The sequence below is a fragment of the Staphylococcus taiwanensis genome (assembly GCA_020544305.1).
Lineage (GTDB): Bacteria > Bacillota > Bacilli > Staphylococcales > Staphylococcaceae > Staphylococcus > Staphylococcus taiwanensis.
Genome location: CP058667.1, coordinates 1,702,205 through 1,718,913, shown reverse-complemented (window position 1 = coordinate 1,718,913; position 16,709 = coordinate 1,702,205). Strand labels below are relative to the sequence as shown.

The following is a 16,709-nucleotide window of genomic DNA, read 5'->3' as shown; positions in this document are numbered from 1 at the left end:
AATGGGTGATAAGAGAAGACGTAGAACCAGTAAAGTGAGTTCTATAAAAAGTACGATTGAAAGAAGAAATCGTGAATTGAAAGATTCAAACGACCAAGAAGAAATTGATAAATATGATGATTCAGATGATTTATATAAAATTAATAAAACGAATGATAGAGAAGACCAATCTACCAATGAAAAAAATGATAAGATAAAAACATCTGACGATTCCGATAAAGAACAGCATGAAGAACAAAATAACATTCAAAATTCAAATATTACTGATGAAAAATCACAAGAAGATGATTCAAATGAGGCTGATTCAACAACTGATGAATCAACAACAGATACATCTTTGAATTCAATGGAACATGATAATGAAAAAACGAATGAGCATAAGGGAAATAAAACTAAGAAACAAACACTTAATGATAGGTTAATACGCTTTAGAGATAATCGAAGAGCAAAACAACAGGAAAAAGAAGAACATCTTGCACATTTAACACCACAAGAAAGAAGAGAACATCAAAGAAAAGTGCGTAGAATACGCCAAAAAAGAATTCAGTACATTATTATTACCATTTTAGTACTTTTAATTTTACTGTTTCTAATTTATATGTTCACGCCATTGAGTCGTATATCTAATGTGAAAATTAGTGGTAATAATAATATTAGTGACAGTAAAATTGAGAAGGCATTAGACGTCAAAGATAGTTCTCGAATGTATACTTATAGTAAAAGTAAGGGCATTAGTAATTTAAAAAAGAATGATTTGATTAAAGATGTTAAAATCGAAAAACAATTACCAAACACTTTAAAAGTTCAGATTGTTGAAAATGAAGTAGTGGGTGTTGTTAAAGATAAAAATAATTATGTGCCTGTCATAGAAGGAAACAAAGAACTTAAAAATTATGACGGTGATATCGCTGGTAGTGGGCCTATTTTAGATGGTTTCAAAGGCGATGATAAAGATAACATGATAAAAGCATTATCAAAAATGCCTTCTGAAGTAAGAAATATGATTGCAGAAATAAACTATGCACCAGAACAAAATAGCCCTAATCGTATCTTGTTATATATGAAAGATGACATGCAAGTTGTTGGTAATATGAAGACGATTGCAAATAAAATTAAATATTATCCACAAATGTCACAATCATTATCAAAAGATAGTTCAGGAAACCTCAAAAATGAAGGTTATATCGACTTATCTGTAGGTGCTTCATTTATCCCTAATAATGAAAATAGTAGCGTAGATTCGAAATCTGATCAAAATGTACGTCAAAAATCACAACAAGAAACAGATGCAAAAGATGAGTTACAAAGTGCATTAAATAAAATTAACGAACAATCAGATTCAAATAATTAAAAAATTTCGATATTAATATGTGTTTATAGTTCACAAGCTTATCGACGTATTGTAAACTAAATATAGTGTATTTTAATAGTAATTTGTCAGGAGGTGCCTATCTATGGAGGAACATTACTATGTAAGCATAGATATTGGTTCATCAAGTGTAAAAACGATAGTAGGCGAAAAATTTCACAATGGAATAAATGTGATAGGTACAGGACAAACCTACACTAGCGGTATTAAGAATGGTTTGATTGATGATTTTGACATTGCTAAACAAGCAATTAAAGATACAATTAAAAAAGCTTCTATCGCATCAGGTGTAGACATTAAAGAAGTATTTTTAAAATTACCTATCATTGGTACTGAAGTATATGATGAAGCAAATGAAATTGATTTTTATGAAGATACTGAAATAAACGGCACTCACATTGAGGATGTGTTGGAAGGTATCCGTCAAAAAAATGACGTTGCTGATACAGATGTAATTGATGTATTTCCAATTCGTTTTATTGTAGACGGTGATAATGAAGTTTCAGATCCGAAAGAACTTATTGCTAGACATTCTTTAAGAGTGGAAGCAGGCGTAATAGCTATTCACAAGTCTATTCTCATCAATATGATTAAATGTGTTGAATCATGTGGCGTTGATGTATTAGACGTATATTCAGATGCATATAACTATGGTTCGATTTTAACTGCTACTGAAAAAGAATTAGGCGCTTGTGTGATTGATATCGGTGAAGACTTAACACAAGTTGCATTTTATGAACGTGGAGAATTAGTTGATGCAGATTCAATTGAATTAGCAGGTCGAGACATTACAGATGATATTGCTGAAGAATTAAATACTACATATGAAACTGCCGAAAAAATCAAACATCAATATGGACATGCTTTTGCTAACTCGGCGTCAGACCAAGATGTATTTAGTGTTGATCAAGTAGATAGTGATGAATTAGTAGAATATACTCAAAAAGATTTGAGTAAAGTTATTGAAAGAACAATGCAAGATATCTTTGATGAAGTTTTTGATGTGTTAGTTGATTTAGGACTAACAAGAGTAAACGGTGGATTCATTGTCACTGGTGGTTCTTCAAACTTATTAGGTATTAAAGAATTATTAAATACAATGGTAAATGAAAAAATTAGAATTCATACACCATCTCAAATGGGAATTAGAAAACCAGAATTCACTTCTGCTATTTCTACTATATCTAGTAGTATCGCTTTTGATGAATTATTAGATTATGTTACAATGAGTTATCAAGACAATGATGAATTTGAAGAAGAAGTAATCGAAGATGATGAAAGAGATACTACTTCTAAATCTGGTGGATTTGACTGGTTTAAACGTAAGTCAAATAAAAATGAAGATTCTTATGAAGAAGACTACAATGAACCTCGTGAAAGAGTGGAAAAGGTAGATAATCATGATAAGTATGATAACCAGGAAGTACATCAAGATTCTGAACAACATTATGATGATGAACATGAAAAACCTCAAAAAGAAGAGGGTAAATTTAAAAAACTTATGAAATCTCTATTTGAATGATTGGCCATTAAGACTAGGAGGAAATATAAATGTTAGAATTTGAACAAGGATTTAATCATTTGGCGACATTGAAAGTCATCGGTGTAGGTGGCGGTGGTAATAACGCTGTTAACCGCATGATCGACCACGGTATGAATAACGTTGAATTTATTGCAATTAATACAGATGGACAGGCTTTAAACTTATCTAAAGCTGAATCTAAAATCCAAATTGGCGAAAAATTAACTCGCGGACTTGGTGCAGGTGCTAATCCAGAAATTGGTAAAAAAGCTGCAGAAGAATCACGCGAACAAATTGAAGATGCTATCCAAGGTGCAGATATGGTATTTGTAACTGCAGGTATGGGTGGCGGTACTGGTACAGGTGCTGCACCAGTAGTAGCTAAAATCGCAAAAGAAATGGGAGCTTTAACTGTTGGTGTTGTTACTCGTCCATTCGGTTTTGAAGGACGTAAACGCTCAACTCAAGCGGCTGCTGGTGTTGAAGCTATGAAAGCTGCTGTTGATACTTTAATCGTTATCCCTAATGATAGATTATTAGATATCGTTGATAAATCAACACCTATGATGGAAGCATTTAAAGAAGCAGATAATGTATTACGTCAAGGTGTACAAGGTATTTCAGACTTAATCGCTGTTTCAGGTGAAGTAAACTTAGACTTTGCAGACGTTAAAACAATTATGTCTAATCAAGGTTCAGCATTAATGGGTATCGGTGTATCTTCAGGTGAAAATAGAGCTGTAGAAGCTGCTAAGAAAGCTATTTCATCACCATTACTTGAAACTTCTATTGTTGGTGCACAAGGTGTGTTAATGAACATCACTGGTGGAGAATCATTATCATTATTTGAAGCTCAAGAAGCTGCAGATATCGTACAAGACGCTGCTGATGAAGATGTAAACATGATTTTTGGTACTGTAATTAACCCAGAATTACAAGATGAAATCGTTGTAACAGTTATTGCTACTGGTTTTGAAGATAAACCAACATCACAAGGACGTAAAGCTTCAAGTACTGGTTTCGGTACAAGTGCTACTTCAAGTGCTTCAACACCATCTAGTGCGTCAAAAGATGAATCATATTCACAAAATGTTTCAAGTTCACGTTCTTCTGAAAGTGTAAGCGAAAGAAGTCACTCTACTAAAGATGACGATATTCCTAGCTTTATTAGAAATAGAGAAGAAAGACGTTCTAGAAGAACTAGACGTTAATTAAAATAAGTTTAGATAACATTTCGTTGTATGGTTTTAATAAATTAAATTTTATTGAATCATTCCTATTTGGGGGAGTAGAACGACGAATTCACTTGTGAATTCCAGTTTGCTCCCTTTTTTATATACTTTAAAATAAAGTGAATATTGTTATATAATATATTTATATTCATATTTAGAGTAAAGGTTATATCATTTGAATTTTGTTAATATAGAGAAACTTAATACAAGGTGGTTTTTTCACGTGTCTGAAAAATTTGTTAAGCATCCCCATTATTTGAATTATGAATCTGATGATCTTGAAACTGTTACGCTCGGTTTCACTACGCGTGAAGGTGGATATAGTTTATATCCAGAAAATGCCTTTAACATGGCTAGATATATTGATGACGATCCAGAAAATATTACTAAACATCAAGAAATTCTTGCCGAAGCAATACATTTTAATCGTTCGAGTTGGGTCTTCCCGATACAAACGCATGAAAATAAAGTTGTAAGAGTAACACAAAATGAACAAGGTACAAATATTGATAGTATAACAGGAGCACTTCATGGCGTTGATGGTATTTATACATATGATTCTGACGTGTTACTAACAATGTGTTACGCAGATTGTGTACCTGTTTATTTCTATAGTGAAGCGCATCATTTCGTGGGTTTAGCACATGCTGGATGGAGAGGTACATTTGGACAAATCGTAGTGGAAATGTTGAAACATATCGATTTTGATTACAATGATTTAAACATTGTTATAGGACCTGCTACCTCTAATACTTATGAAATCAATGATGATATCAAATCCAAATTTGAAACATTACCAATTGATTCAACTAAATATATCGAAACACGTAAGGAAGATTGCCACGGAATCGATTTGAAATACGCTAACTCACTATTACTTCAACATAATGGTGTGCCGAAAGAAAATATTTATATTACGAACCATGCTACTTCTGAAGACTTGACTAATTTCTTTTCATATCGAGTAGAAAAAGGACAAACTGGAAGAATGTTAGCATTTATTGGACAACAATTTGACAATGCATAATTTTTAATCATTTTATCTTTAACAATCAGGGTGTAATGATGTATAAGTTGAGCAAATATTTCAAAGGTTAAATGATTTAAAAGTAAGCAAACCAGTATTTAAGAGGTTGATAATAATATGGAAGTTAAACACAATTTAGAAATAATTGATAACGAGATTAAGACTCATTTTGAAAAAAGTGTTTCAGATACTATACCAAACGTGATTGCAGTGACAAAATATGTTACAATAGAGCGAGCTAAAGAAGCTTATGATGCAGGTTTAAGACACTTTGGTGAGAATAGATTGGAAGGTTTCCATGAAAAGAAAAACGCACTTCCAAATGATGTTACGATGCACTTTATAGGTTCTTTACAATCAAGAAAAGTAAAAGATGTTATTAATGAAGTTGATTATTTTCATGCGTTAGACCGTTTAAGTCTAGCTAAAGAAATCAATAAAAGAGCGACTCATGTTATATCATGTTTTTTACAGGTAAATGTTTCTGGAGAAGAATCAAAACATGGTATTGCATTAAGTGAAGTTAATGATTTTATTGAACAATTAAAACAATATGAAAATGTCAAAATTGTCGGATTAATGACAATGGCACCATACACAGAAGATACTGAGTATATTAGACAGTTATTTAAACAATTAAGAATAAAAAGAGACGAAATTAAAAACCTTAAATTAGATTATGCACCTTGTGAATTTTTATCTATGGGAATGAGTAATGATTATACAATTGCCGTAGAAGAAGGTGCTTCATTTATAAGAATAGGGACTAAACTTGTAGGAGAATAGGAGTGAGCCCCGTGGCTATTAAAGATTTATTTAATAATTTTTTTCTAATGGAAGATGAAGAAGAAGTAGAAGGCCCTGAAGAACGTCAACGTCGTGTTGTACAAAATGAAGAAACTGAATCAAACAATGTTCAACAAAAGCAAACGCAACAATCAGAAAGACAATACAATAATCAAACAAATTTAAAATCTGTTCCTCAAAAGAAAGCATCAAGAAATTATAACTCTGAAGAAAGGAATAATCGTATGAACAATACACCATCAAAGTCTAATACTAAGAATGTAGTTACTATGAATCAATCATCTCAAGGTTACAGTACTTATGAAAGTTCAAAAATGTGCTTATTTGAACCACGCGTGTTTTCTGACACACAAGATATTGCAGATGAATTAAAAAATCGTCGTGCAACTTTGGTTAATCTACAACGCATCGATAAGGTATCTGCTAAACGAATTATCGATTTTTTAAGTGGTACAGTTTACGCTATTGGTGGCGATATACAACGTGTTGGTAGCGATATTTTCCTTTGTACACCAGATAATGTAGAAGTTGCAGGTAGTATTACCGACCATATTGAACAGATGGAAACGCAACACTACGAATAAGGAGAATACTAGATGGATGTAAGTCTTTTAGCATATATATTTAAATTTATCCTTTTTTTAGTACAAATATATTATTTCGGTATGATTATTTATTTCTTTACGTCATGGGTACCAAGTATTCGTGAGTCTAAACTTGGGGAAATATTAGCTAAATTATATGAACCTTTTTTAGAACCATTTAGAAAGATTATTCCTCCAATCGGAATGATTGATATTTCATCACTTGCCGCACTATTTGTACTTATGTTGTTCCAAGCTGGTTTAAGAAGTATCTTTACTATGATTTTAAACTATCTAATATAATATTTTATATAAATTTAAGTGAGAGGCTGAAACAATTAAACTTGTTTCAACCTCTTTTGTCATTCGAACATAGATGAATAAAGATAATTACTAATAATAATGACACTATCATTTTAAACATTTTTAACTAATAAATTTTCTTGAAAAGGCGGTGAAAAACATCGATATTTATCAGCATTTTAGAAATGAAGAACATACTTTAATAGATCAATTATTGGGGAAATGTGAACAAGTTAATCAACAGTATGCACCCGTCTTAACTAACTTTTTAGATCCAAGAGGGCAATACATTCTTGAAGTCATTGTAGGAAGTTTTGATGATATGCATGTGACATTTTTCGGTGGACAATATTCTGAAAGAAAAAGGGCAATTATAGCACCAAATTATTTTGAAGCAAATGAAGATGACTTTGAAGTGTCTTTAATTCAAATCACTTATCCTGAAAAGTTTGTAAATATACAGCATCAACATGTACTTGGTACTTTAATGTCTTTAGGAATTGAAAGAGAGCAAGTAGGTGACATTATTACTGGTAGTACGATTCAATTTGTTTTGACAAAGCAATTAGAATCATATATTATGTTGGAATTAACGAAGATTAGAGGCGCTTCAGTTAAACTTAATTCTATTCCATTTAAAGATATGATACAATCAGAAGAGAATTGGAAGATTCATAGTAGCACAGTTAGTGCACTAAGATTAGATGTCGTTTTGAAAGAAATGATTCATAAATCAAGATCTATTGCAAAACAGCTAATTGAAAAGAAACGCGTGAAAGTGAATCATACCATTATTGATTCACCTGATTTTCAAATACAAATTAATGATTTATTATCCATTCAGGGATTTGGGAGAGCTCAAATTACCGACGTGGGTGGTAAAACCAAAAAAGATAAAGTTCATATTACGTATCGAACATTGTTCAAGTAAGAATAAAAAGTAAATCATAGATAGACTTAAGGAGGATGTAGGATGCCTTTTACACCGAGTGAAATTAAAAATAAAGAATTTACAAAAGTAAAAAATGGCTTAGAACCAGCTGAAGTTAGTGATTATTTATCGCAGTTAAGTAATGAAATTGAACGCTTAAAAGAAGAAAAAAAACAACTTGAAAAAGTTGTTGAAGAGAGAGATACTAATATTAAATCTTATCAACAAGTACATCAATCAGTAAGTGATGCACTTGTACAAGCACAACAAGCCGGTGAGGAAACTAAATTAGCTGCTAATAAAGAAGCGGAAGCTATTATTAGTAAAGCACAGGCGCAAGCAGATTTAATTGTAAATGATGCAATTGAAAAAGCAAGACACTTATCTTTCCAAACTGAAGATATGAAACGTCAATCTAAAATATTCAGATCTCGTTTCCGTATGTTAGTTGAAGCACAATTAGATTTACTAAAAAATGATGACTGGGATTACTTGCTAAATTATGATATAGATGCTGAACAAGTGACTCAAGAAAATTTTCAACATTTAAATAGCCAAGATATCACATCTTCAGAACAAGCAAATGCACAATCTCAACAATCTGAATCTAGTAGTGTTGTTTCTAATGCAAGTACAAGTAATAATATTGATTCATCTCAAAGTACTAGTGCATCAACTAGCACAAGTGAATCAATCACTAACAATGCTAGCGTTATTAATAGTGAATCTACATCAAAATAAATCTATCCATATATCAAGTTAGACACGTAAGAGATAATTAACTTTTTACAGCGAGTTAGGGTTGGTGGAAGCCTAATAAAAGTCTATGTCTTATATCACTAACTTGTATAAATTAATAATTGATTTGAGAGAGCTCTAAGTTGAGTTAACAAGGGTGGTACCGCGGTAATTCCGTCCCTTTTTAATTGAACTTAGAGTTCTTTTTATATTTAAGGAGTGAAATAAATTATGAACTATAAAGATACCTTATTAATGCCAAAAACTGATTTCCCAATGCGAGGTGGATTACCAACAAAAGAACCTCAAATTCAAGAAAAGTGGGAAGCCGAAAACCAATATCAAAAGGCTTTAGATAAAAACAAAGGCAACCAATCATATATTTTACATGATGGTCCTCCATACGCTAATGGTAACTTGCATATGGGTCATGCTTTGAACAAAATCATCAAAGACATCATCGTACGCTACAAAACGATGCAAGGATTTTATGCGCCATACGTTCCAGGTTGGGATACGCACGGATTACCAATCGAACAAGCTTTAACTAAAAAAGGCGTTGATCGTAAAAAAATGTCAATTGCTGAATTTAGAGAAAAATGTAAAGAATTTGCATTAGAACAAATTGAATTGCAAAAGAAAGATTTTAAACGTCTAGGCGTTCGTGGTGATTTCAAAGATCCATATATCACTTTGAAACCAGAATATGAAGCTGCTCAAATTCGTTTATTCGGTGAAATGGCTGACAAAGGATTAATTAACAAAGGTAAAAAACCAGTTTACTGGTCACCTTCAAGTGAATCATCACTAGCAGAAGCTGAAATTGAATACCATGATAAACGTTCAGCATCAATCTATGTTGCTTTTAACGTAAAAGATTCTAAAGGTGTCGTAGATGATGATGCACAATTTATTATTTGGACAACAACACCATGGACTATCCCATCAAACGTTGCTATTACAGTCCATCCTGAACTTAAATATGGTCAATATAATGTGAATGGCAAAAAATATATCATCGCACAAGCACTTTCTGACGATGTAGCAGAAGCTTTAGAATGGGATAAAGATGCAATTCAATTAGAGAAAGAATTTACAGGTAAAGAATTAGAGTATGTTGAAGCACAACATCCATTCTTAGATCGTGTATCACTTGTAATTAACGGTAACCATGTTACAACTGATGCTGGTACAGGATGTGTTCATACTGCTCCTGGTCACGGGGAAGATGACTACATCGTTGGTCAAAAATATGATTTACCAGTTATTAGTCCTCTCGATGACAAAGGTGTATTTACAGAAGAAGGCGGACAATTTGAAGGTATGTTTTATGATAAAGCGAATAAAGCAGTTACTGACTTATTAACTGAAAAAGATGCTTTATTAAAATTAAATTTCATTACGCATAGTTATCCTCATGATTGGCGTACAAAAAAACCAGTTATCTTCCGTGCGACACCACAATGGTTTGCTTCAATCAATAAAGTTAGACAAGACATTTTAGATGCGATTGAAGCGACTGATTTTAAAGTAGACTGGGGTAAAACACGTATTTACAATATGATTCGTGATCGTGGCGAATGGGTTATCTCTCGTCAACGTGTTTGGGGTGTGCCATTACCAGTATTTTATGCTGAAAATGGTGACATTATCATGACGAAAGAAACAGTTAATCATGTTGCAGATCTTTTTGAAGAACACGGATCTAATATTTGGTTTGAAAGAGAAGCTAAAGATTTATTACCTGAAGGCTTTACTCATCCAAGTAGTCCGAATGGTGAATTTACTAAAGAAACAGACATTATGGATGTATGGTTTGATTCTGGTTCATCACATCGTGCCGTATTAGAAAATCGTCCTGAATTAAGTTTCCCAGCTGACTTATACTTTGAAGGTAGTGACCAATATCGTGGTTGGTTCAACTCTTCAATTACAACAGCAGTTGCTACAAGAGGACAAGCACCTTATAAATTCTTATTATCTCACGGCTTTGTTATGGATGGAGAAGGTAAGAAAATGAGTAAATCACTTGGTAATGTTATCGTGCCAGATCAAGTGGTAAAACAAAAAGGTGCCGACATTGCGCGTTTATGGGTAAGTAGTACAGATTACTTAGCTGACGTTCGCATCTCTGATGAAATTTTAAAACAAACTTCTGATGTTTATCGTAAAATTAGAAATACTTTAAGATTTATGTTAGGTAACGTAAGTGATTTTAATCCTGAAACAGATGCTATCCCTGAAGCTGAATTACTTGAAGTAGACAGATATTTATTAAATCGTTTACGTGAATTCACTGCTAGCACAATTAATCACTATGATAATTTTGACTACTTAAATATCTATCAAGAAGTTCAAAACTTTATCAATGTAGAATTAAGTAATTTCTATTTAGACTATGGTAAAGATATTCTTTATATCGAAGAAAAAAATGCACATAAACGTCGTAGTATGCAAACAGTGTTATATCAAATTCTAGTAGATATGACTAAATTATTAGCACCAATCCTTGTTCACACTGCTGAAGAAGTTTGGTCTCATACGCCTCATGTTAAAGAAGAAAGCGTTCATTTAGCTGATATGCCTGAAGTTGTCCAAGTAGACCAAGAATTATTAGATAAATGGAATCAATTAATGGCTTTACGTGATGATGTTAACCGTGCGTTAGAAGTTGCACGTAATAATAAAGTCATTGGTAAATCTTTAGAAGCTAAAGTGGTTATCGGTAATAATGACCAATTTAAAGCTGCGGAATTTTTACAACAATTCAATGATTTACAACAATTATTTATTGTTTCTCAAGTTGAAGTTGCTGAATCTGTAGACAACGCTGAAACATATCAATATGGTGATATCCGTATTGACCATGCTGATGGTGAGAAATGTGAAAGATGTTGGAATTTTAGTGAAGATTTAGGCGCAGTGGGCGAGTTAGACCACTTATGTCCTCGATGCCAAGAAGTTATTAAAACTTTGGTTTAATATAAAAAATATAATGTAGAATCTTTATAATATGCTCTCTTTAAAGTAGACATTTGAAAATGTAAACTTTAAAGGGAGTTTTTTATGATATATCTTTTTATAAATAAGGAATTATAAATCATAAGTAATAATTAAAATGAATATTTAATGTACCAGGAATGTTTGGCAACGAAATATAAAGGCTATTTAAGGTTATATCTAACTTTAAAGTGCTTAAGCTTTTGTTATGTGAAAAGGAGTGTATTTCATGAGTAAAATACTATTAACAGGTGCTTCTGGTTATATTGGAAGTCATTTAAAAAATCAATTAAAAGATGATCATGAAATTATTGCAATCTCTAGAAATGCTGATAATAAAGAAAATGAAACCAATGTTACGTGGAAAGCAGCCGATTTATTTGATTTAGATGAAATCACTGAAGTTATGGTAGGTATAGATACAGCAATCTATCTAGTTCATTCAATGATGCCTAACGCGAAACTAACACAGGCCAACTTTGAGGATATGGATGCGTTACTTGCAGATAATTTTGCACGTGCAGCTAAGCAACAAGGTGTGAAACACATTGTATTTATGAGTGGCATTATTCCTAGTGAAGATAATCTTTCAGCACATTTGCGAAGTCGTCTAGAATGTGAAAAAATTCTGGGATCTTATGGTATACCAGTAAGTACATTGCGTGCTGGATTAATTATAGGTGCTAAAGGAAGTTCTTACCCAATACTTAAAAGATTAGTAGAACGTTTGCCAGGTATGATTCTACCAAGTTGGGCTTATAATATGATTGCTCCAGTGGCAATTGAAGATGTAATTCATAAATTAGCAGCACTTGTAGAACGCTCACCAAAGGAAAATGAAGCTTTTGACATTTCAGGTCCTGAAATTATGAATTATAAAGAGTTAATTCAACGTACTGCAAAAGTTTTAGATAAACGTCTACCTATTATAGACTTACCGATTATACCTATTTGGGTGAGTCGTTATTGGGTTCAATTAATTTCTCAAGTTCCTAAAGAAATGGTTTACCCACTTATGAATAGCTTAGTTCATGATATGATTCCACAACCTAAGCACACACATCCGGATTTATCGTATGGCTCAATGAGTTATGAAGAAAGTGTTCGTAAATCACTTGAAGAAGAGCAAAATGAGAAACAGAAAAAAGCTAAGCAATCTAATAGTTCGAATAAAGAAAAAGCTAAAAATGAAGAGATAAAGGATGTTAGAGCAATAACACGGTTTACTATCCCTGATAATTATTCTATACAAGATGTATCTCGTGAATACGCCAAATTTATTAACAATATTACATTACATTTAGTTAAAGGAACTATAAATGAACATGAATTTAATATTAGCTTGCCTTTTATTCATAAATTTATCTTAGAAATGAAAAGGGATACACATGATTCTACTGAGAATATGATTGTATATCGAATCGTTGGCGGAGATTTAGCGTTAGACGATGAAGGTGGTAATGCTAGATTTGAATTCAGAAGAATCTTAGATAGTAATGAAGGTCTGATTGCACTTCAAGAATATCAACCTACGTTACCTTGGGTAGTCTATAAATATACTCAAGCAAATATTCATAAAACTGTAATGGATATATTTATGAAACATATGAATCGCTTAGCAGAAGAAGAAAAACAGTCTACCAAACATAAAGTTTTAGGAAATGTAGCAATATCAACTGGCGCAATTATTGGTGCAATGATAGGGTCAAAAATTTTTCAAGCACTCACAAATAAAAATTAATTAATATAATAATATGTTTACTTAAAGGACTTGAAGCATTGGATGGTGCTTCAAGTCTTTTTTAGATTCGTAGTAATCTATCTAAGCTATAGTGACGATTATGTAAAGTACGAGTTAAACTCTGTAAAATCGTAAATGACTGTGAATCTAAAGTTCAAGTTAAATCGTTGATTGAGTTAAAATCACGTCTTAATACAGAGAAATATGATTTAAATAAATAGTATAGAAATCAATACATCAAAAATAATTATTTCAACTCTTAGTTCTAAATAAAAACTTTTAGAGCAAATAAATTGCAAACTACACATAAAGACTGATAAAATTTTCGATATTTTAAGATACAATAATCATTATTAACTCTAAATTTAAGTTATAACATTTTATAAAAAATAGGAGGACGCAATGTTTCATTCGAAAAATGCTCATTTTATAAACGGTGTGACATTAAATGTCAGAAATCTAGCTATATTAAGACCTTTCTACGAAGAGGTGTTAGGTTTCGAAGTAGTTATTGAGACAACGTCCTCCGTACAGTATGAAATAGGTCAATCCAATCATTTTCTCACATTAAGTGAAGTCACTAATGGTCGAGAACCCTTGCTTTCAGAAGCGGGTCTCTTTTATATAGGTATTTTATTACCAAATATGCATGACTTAGCAGATTTATTAGTACAATTGAGTGATTATGAGATTCCTGTTAATGGTGGAGAACAAAGTGTCTGCACTTCACTATTTTTTGAAGATCCTGAAGGTAATGCATTTAAATTTTATGTCGATCATGATAGAGATTATTGGGTATATCACGATCATCAATTGCAATTAGAAATAGAAGCGATAAATGTACCATATTTACTAAATAATGTATCTAATGAACAATGGCAAGGTATCCCTAAAGGAAGTAAGATTGGTAATGTTTCTCTTAAAACAATACGAATATCTGAAGTTAAAGACTATTATTTAACATACTTTGGTCTAGAGCAATCCGCTTACTTAGATAAATTCTCTCTTTATTTATCTTCATCACATTATTATCATCATTTAGCTGTAAATCAGTGGCTTTCAAGTACAAAGCGCATTGAAAATGAAAAATCTTACGGACTTGCTTTAATTGATTTTTATTATCCTGAAACAACGCACATAGATATAAATGGACCAGACGGTATTCAATTTAGATTTAATTTTATTGAAGTAGTGTGATATTATGAAGAAATTTATATTAGCAATGGTTATAGGATGTGTCATGTTCACTGGTGGAGCATTATATGATGGTATAGATAATCAAGATATGACACAACCGACAATTCATTTTTGGGAAAAGAATCCAATGAAATTAAACACGTATGCAAAAGGTCAATGTACATATTATGTCTTTGATAGAGTTCGACAAGATGGAAAAATGATTGATAATAAATGGGGAGATGCTAAGTATTGGGCGTCTAATGCTAAGGATGAAGGCTATAAAGTGAATGAACATCCTACTTCTGGGTCGATACTTCAATATCCTAAAGGGAAACACGGACATGTAGCATATGTTGAGAAAGTAAATAAAGATGGTTCGCTAACAGTTGCGGATATGAATTTTAGAAAACCATATGAAGTAACCATACGGACTGTATTTGCATATCAAGTTGATGAATTTAATTATATTCATCCTAAAGAAAATAAGTACGCATAATATTTAAATTCATTTTTTTATAGTTATTGATTACTTCCATACTATTTATAACTGTAGCTTTTTTTATAATAGTGAGTAAGCTATAATGTAGAGTGTTGTAAAAGTGTTGATGTGTGAATGGAGGCACGTGAATGAAGAAAAAGTATTATATTGGTATATCATTAATCGTAGCGATAGCTATTTTAGTGATTGATCAAATAACAAAAAGAATTATAGCTACTACAATGAATATTGGAGATTCATATGAAGTCATACCCCATTTTTTAAATATTACATCTCATCGAAATAATGGTGCAGCTTGGGGGATATTAAGTGGCAAAATGGGATTCTTTTATATCATTACGCTAATTATATTAGTTGTATTAATTTTATTTTATATTAAAGAAGCAAAATATAATCTATTTATGCAAGTAGCAATTAGTTTACTATTTGCAGGCGCATTAGGTAATTTTATTGATCGTTTAATTAATGGAGAAGTAGTGGATTTTATTGATACTAATATCTTTGGATATGCTTTCCCTATATTTAATGTCGCGGACTCAAGCCTAACAATAGGTGTTTTATTTATTATTATTGCATTACTTAAAGATGCAACTTCAAAAGGATAGGAGGTTACGCTATGGAATCATTTGAATACAAAATAGAGAATCAAGAAACTGTAGGACAACGTATTGATAAATTACTACCCGAATATAATTCAGAATGGTCTAGAAGCCAGATCCAAGATTGGATTAAAGAAGGATTAGTGACGGTAAATGGTAAAGTCATAAAATCTAATTATAAAGTTAAATTAAATGATACTATTGTTGTTACTGAAAAAGAAATTGTCGAAGCGGATATTCAACCTGAAAACTTAAATCTAGACATCTATTATGAAGATGAAGATGTTGCAATTGTGTATAAACCGAAGGGTATGGTAGTACATCCGTCTCCAGGACATTATTCAGGTACTTTAGTTAATGGGCTAATGTATCAAATTAAAGATTTATCAGGTATCAATGGTGAAATTCGTCCAGGTATTGTACATCGAATTGATATGGATACATCAGGATTATTAATGGTCGCTAAAAATGATATTGCTCATCGAGGATTAGTAGAACAATTGATGGATAAATCAGTAAAACGTAAATATACTGCTTTAGTTCATGGTAATATTCCACATGATTATGGTACGATTGATGCGCCGATTGGTCGTAATGAAAAAGATCGTCAGTCAATGGATGTTGTTGATAATGGTAAAGAAGCGATTACACATTTTAATGTGATCGAACACTTTAAAGACTATACATTAATTGAATGTCAGTTAGAAACAGGAAGAACACATCAAATTCGTGTACATATGAAATATATTGGCTTTCCTTTAGTAGGAGATCCTAAATACGGTCCAAGAAAAACATTAGACATTGGTGGTCAAGCATTACATGCAGGTGTAATTGGCTTTGAACATCCAGTAACACATGAATATATAGAGCGTCACGCCGATTTACCGAAAGACTTTGAACAATTATTGGAAGATATTCGTTTAAGAGATGCACAAAGTTAATAATGTCAAAGTTTTGAATAAATAAGTTAGTCCTCTTTAAAGGCTGGTTTTGCAAAAATGCAGAATCAGCCTTTTTAATATTTATTCATAGTATGGTTATTTTTAAATTAAAAAATTATTACATTAATATACATTTTTGAATAGGGTTGAAACTAGACAAATTTGGTGATTATTAATTGCAAATGTATAGAGTTGAAGTTCTTCAAGTAATCAAGTTAATAAAAAAATTAAATACAA

15 protein-coding genes are annotated in these 16,709 nt (G+C 31.8%); all 15 read left to right on the top strand.

What is annotated here, in order from left to right; all coding sequences use genetic code 11:
* The first annotated feature begins 1 nt into the window (after nt 1).
* Nucleotides 2–1,351, top strand: a complete 1,350-nt coding sequence (locus HYI43_08060) for an FtsQ-type POTRA domain-containing protein (GenBank protein ID UDI78501.1) — start codon at nt 2–4, stop codon at nt 1,349–1,351.
* Between the two features lie 103 nt (nt 1,352–1,454).
* Entirely contained in the window at nt 1,455–2,891 is a 1,437-nt protein-coding gene (gene ftsA, locus HYI43_08055) for a cell division protein FtsA (GenBank protein ID UDI78500.1), read from the top strand.
* Nucleotides 2,892–2,920: 29 nt separating this feature from the next.
* The gene (gene ftsZ / locus HYI43_08050) at nt 2,921–4,102 is read left to right on the top strand and encodes a cell division protein FtsZ (protein UDI78499.1); all 1,182 of its coding nucleotides are present in this window, start codon (nt 2,921–2,923) and stop codon (nt 4,100–4,102) included.
* Nucleotides 4,103–4,346: 244 nt separating this feature from the next.
* The gene (gene pgeF / locus HYI43_08045; GenBank protein UDI78498.1) at nt 4,347–5,150 is read left to right on the top strand and encodes a peptidoglycan editing factor PgeF; all 804 of its coding nucleotides are present in this window, start codon (nt 4,347–4,349) and stop codon (nt 5,148–5,150) included.
* A 117-nt stretch (nt 5,151–5,267) separates the two neighbouring features.
* Entirely contained in the window at nt 5,268–5,936 is a 669-nt protein-coding gene (locus HYI43_08040; GenBank protein UDI78497.1) for a YggS family pyridoxal phosphate-dependent enzyme, read from the top strand.
* A gap of 11 nt (nt 5,937–5,947) precedes the next feature.
* On the top strand, nt 5,948–6,541 hold the full coding sequence (locus tag HYI43_08035; GenBank protein ID UDI78496.1) for a cell division protein SepF: 594 nt from the start codon (nt 5,948–5,950) through the stop codon (nt 6,539–6,541).
* A gap of 12 nt (nt 6,542–6,553) precedes the next feature.
* The gene (locus tag HYI43_08030; protein UDI78495.1) at nt 6,554–6,844 is read left to right on the top strand and encodes a YggT family protein; all 291 of its coding nucleotides are present in this window, start codon (nt 6,554–6,556) and stop codon (nt 6,842–6,844) included.
* Between the two features lie 151 nt (nt 6,845–6,995).
* A complete protein-coding gene (locus tag HYI43_08025; protein UDI78494.1) occupies nt 6,996–7,775 on the top strand; it encodes an RNA-binding protein in 780 nt (259 codons plus the stop codon).
* Between the two features lie 42 nt (nt 7,776–7,817).
* Nucleotides 7,818–8,516 (top strand): DivIVA domain-containing protein, encoded by a 699-nt coding sequence (locus HYI43_08020; protein UDI78493.1) that lies wholly within the window; start codon nt 7,818–7,820, stop codon nt 8,514–8,516.
* 228 nt (nt 8,517–8,744) lie between these two features.
* Complete coding sequence (ileS, locus tag HYI43_08015) at nt 8,745–11,495, top strand: isoleucine--tRNA ligase (protein ID UDI78492.1); 2,751 nt, start codon at nt 8,745–8,747, stop codon at nt 11,493–11,495.
* Nucleotides 11,496–11,742: 247 nt separating this feature from the next.
* The gene (locus HYI43_08010) at nt 11,743–13,254 is read left to right on the top strand and encodes an NAD(P)H-binding protein (protein UDI78491.1); all 1,512 of its coding nucleotides are present in this window, start codon (nt 11,743–11,745) and stop codon (nt 13,252–13,254) included.
* Between the two features lie 402 nt (nt 13,255–13,656).
* Nucleotides 13,657–14,451: a VOC family protein gene (locus HYI43_08005; protein ID UDI78490.1), complete on the top strand. Its 795-nt coding sequence runs from the start codon at nt 13,657–13,659 to the stop codon at nt 14,449–14,451.
* Nucleotides 14,452–14,455: 4 nt separating this feature from the next.
* A complete protein-coding gene (locus tag HYI43_08000; GenBank protein ID UDI78489.1) occupies nt 14,456–14,929 on the top strand; it encodes a CHAP domain-containing protein in 474 nt (157 codons plus the stop codon).
* Between the two features lie 131 nt (nt 14,930–15,060).
* The gene (gene lspA, locus HYI43_07995; GenBank protein ID UDI78488.1) at nt 15,061–15,537 is read left to right on the top strand and encodes a signal peptidase II; all 477 of its coding nucleotides are present in this window, start codon (nt 15,061–15,063) and stop codon (nt 15,535–15,537) included.
* An 11-nt stretch (nt 15,538–15,548) separates the two neighbouring features.
* The gene (locus tag HYI43_07990; protein ID UDI78487.1) at nt 15,549–16,472 is read left to right on the top strand and encodes an RluA family pseudouridine synthase; all 924 of its coding nucleotides are present in this window, start codon (nt 15,549–15,551) and stop codon (nt 16,470–16,472) included.
* Nucleotides 16,473–16,709 lie beyond the last annotated feature (237 nt).

What these genes read in the sequence shown, in the direction of transcription:
- HYI43_08060 (UDI78501.1), top strand. Translation starts at nt 2, where the DNA reads ATGGGTGATAAGAGAAGACGTAGAACCAGTAAAGTGAGTTCTATAAAA.
- ftsA (UDI78500.1), top strand. Translation starts at nt 1,455, where the DNA reads ATGGAGGAACATTACTATGTAAGCATAGATATTGGTTCATCAAGTGTA.
- ftsZ (UDI78499.1), top strand. Translation starts at nt 2,921, where the DNA reads ATGTTAGAATTTGAACAAGGATTTAATCATTTGGCGACATTGAAAGTC.
- HYI43_08040 (UDI78497.1), top strand. Translation starts at nt 5,268, where the DNA reads ATGGAAGTTAAACACAATTTAGAAATAATTGATAACGAGATTAAGACT.
- HYI43_08030 (UDI78495.1), top strand. Translation starts at nt 6,554, where the DNA reads ATGGATGTAAGTCTTTTAGCATATATATTTAAATTTATCCTTTTTTTA.
- HYI43_08020 (UDI78493.1), top strand. Translation starts at nt 7,818, where the DNA reads ATGCCTTTTACACCGAGTGAAATTAAAAATAAAGAATTTACAAAAGTA.
- ileS (UDI78492.1), top strand. Translation starts at nt 8,745, where the DNA reads ATGAACTATAAAGATACCTTATTAATGCCAAAAACTGATTTCCCAATG.
- HYI43_08010 (UDI78491.1), top strand. Translation starts at nt 11,743, where the DNA reads ATGAGTAAAATACTATTAACAGGTGCTTCTGGTTATATTGGAAGTCAT.
- HYI43_08005 (UDI78490.1), top strand. Translation starts at nt 13,657, where the DNA reads ATGTTTCATTCGAAAAATGCTCATTTTATAAACGGTGTGACATTAAAT.
- HYI43_08000 (UDI78489.1), top strand. Translation starts at nt 14,456, where the DNA reads ATGAAGAAATTTATATTAGCAATGGTTATAGGATGTGTCATGTTCACT.
- lspA (UDI78488.1), top strand. Translation starts at nt 15,061, where the DNA reads ATGAAGAAAAAGTATTATATTGGTATATCATTAATCGTAGCGATAGCT.
- HYI43_07990 (UDI78487.1), top strand. Translation starts at nt 15,549, where the DNA reads ATGGAATCATTTGAATACAAAATAGAGAATCAAGAAACTGTAGGACAA.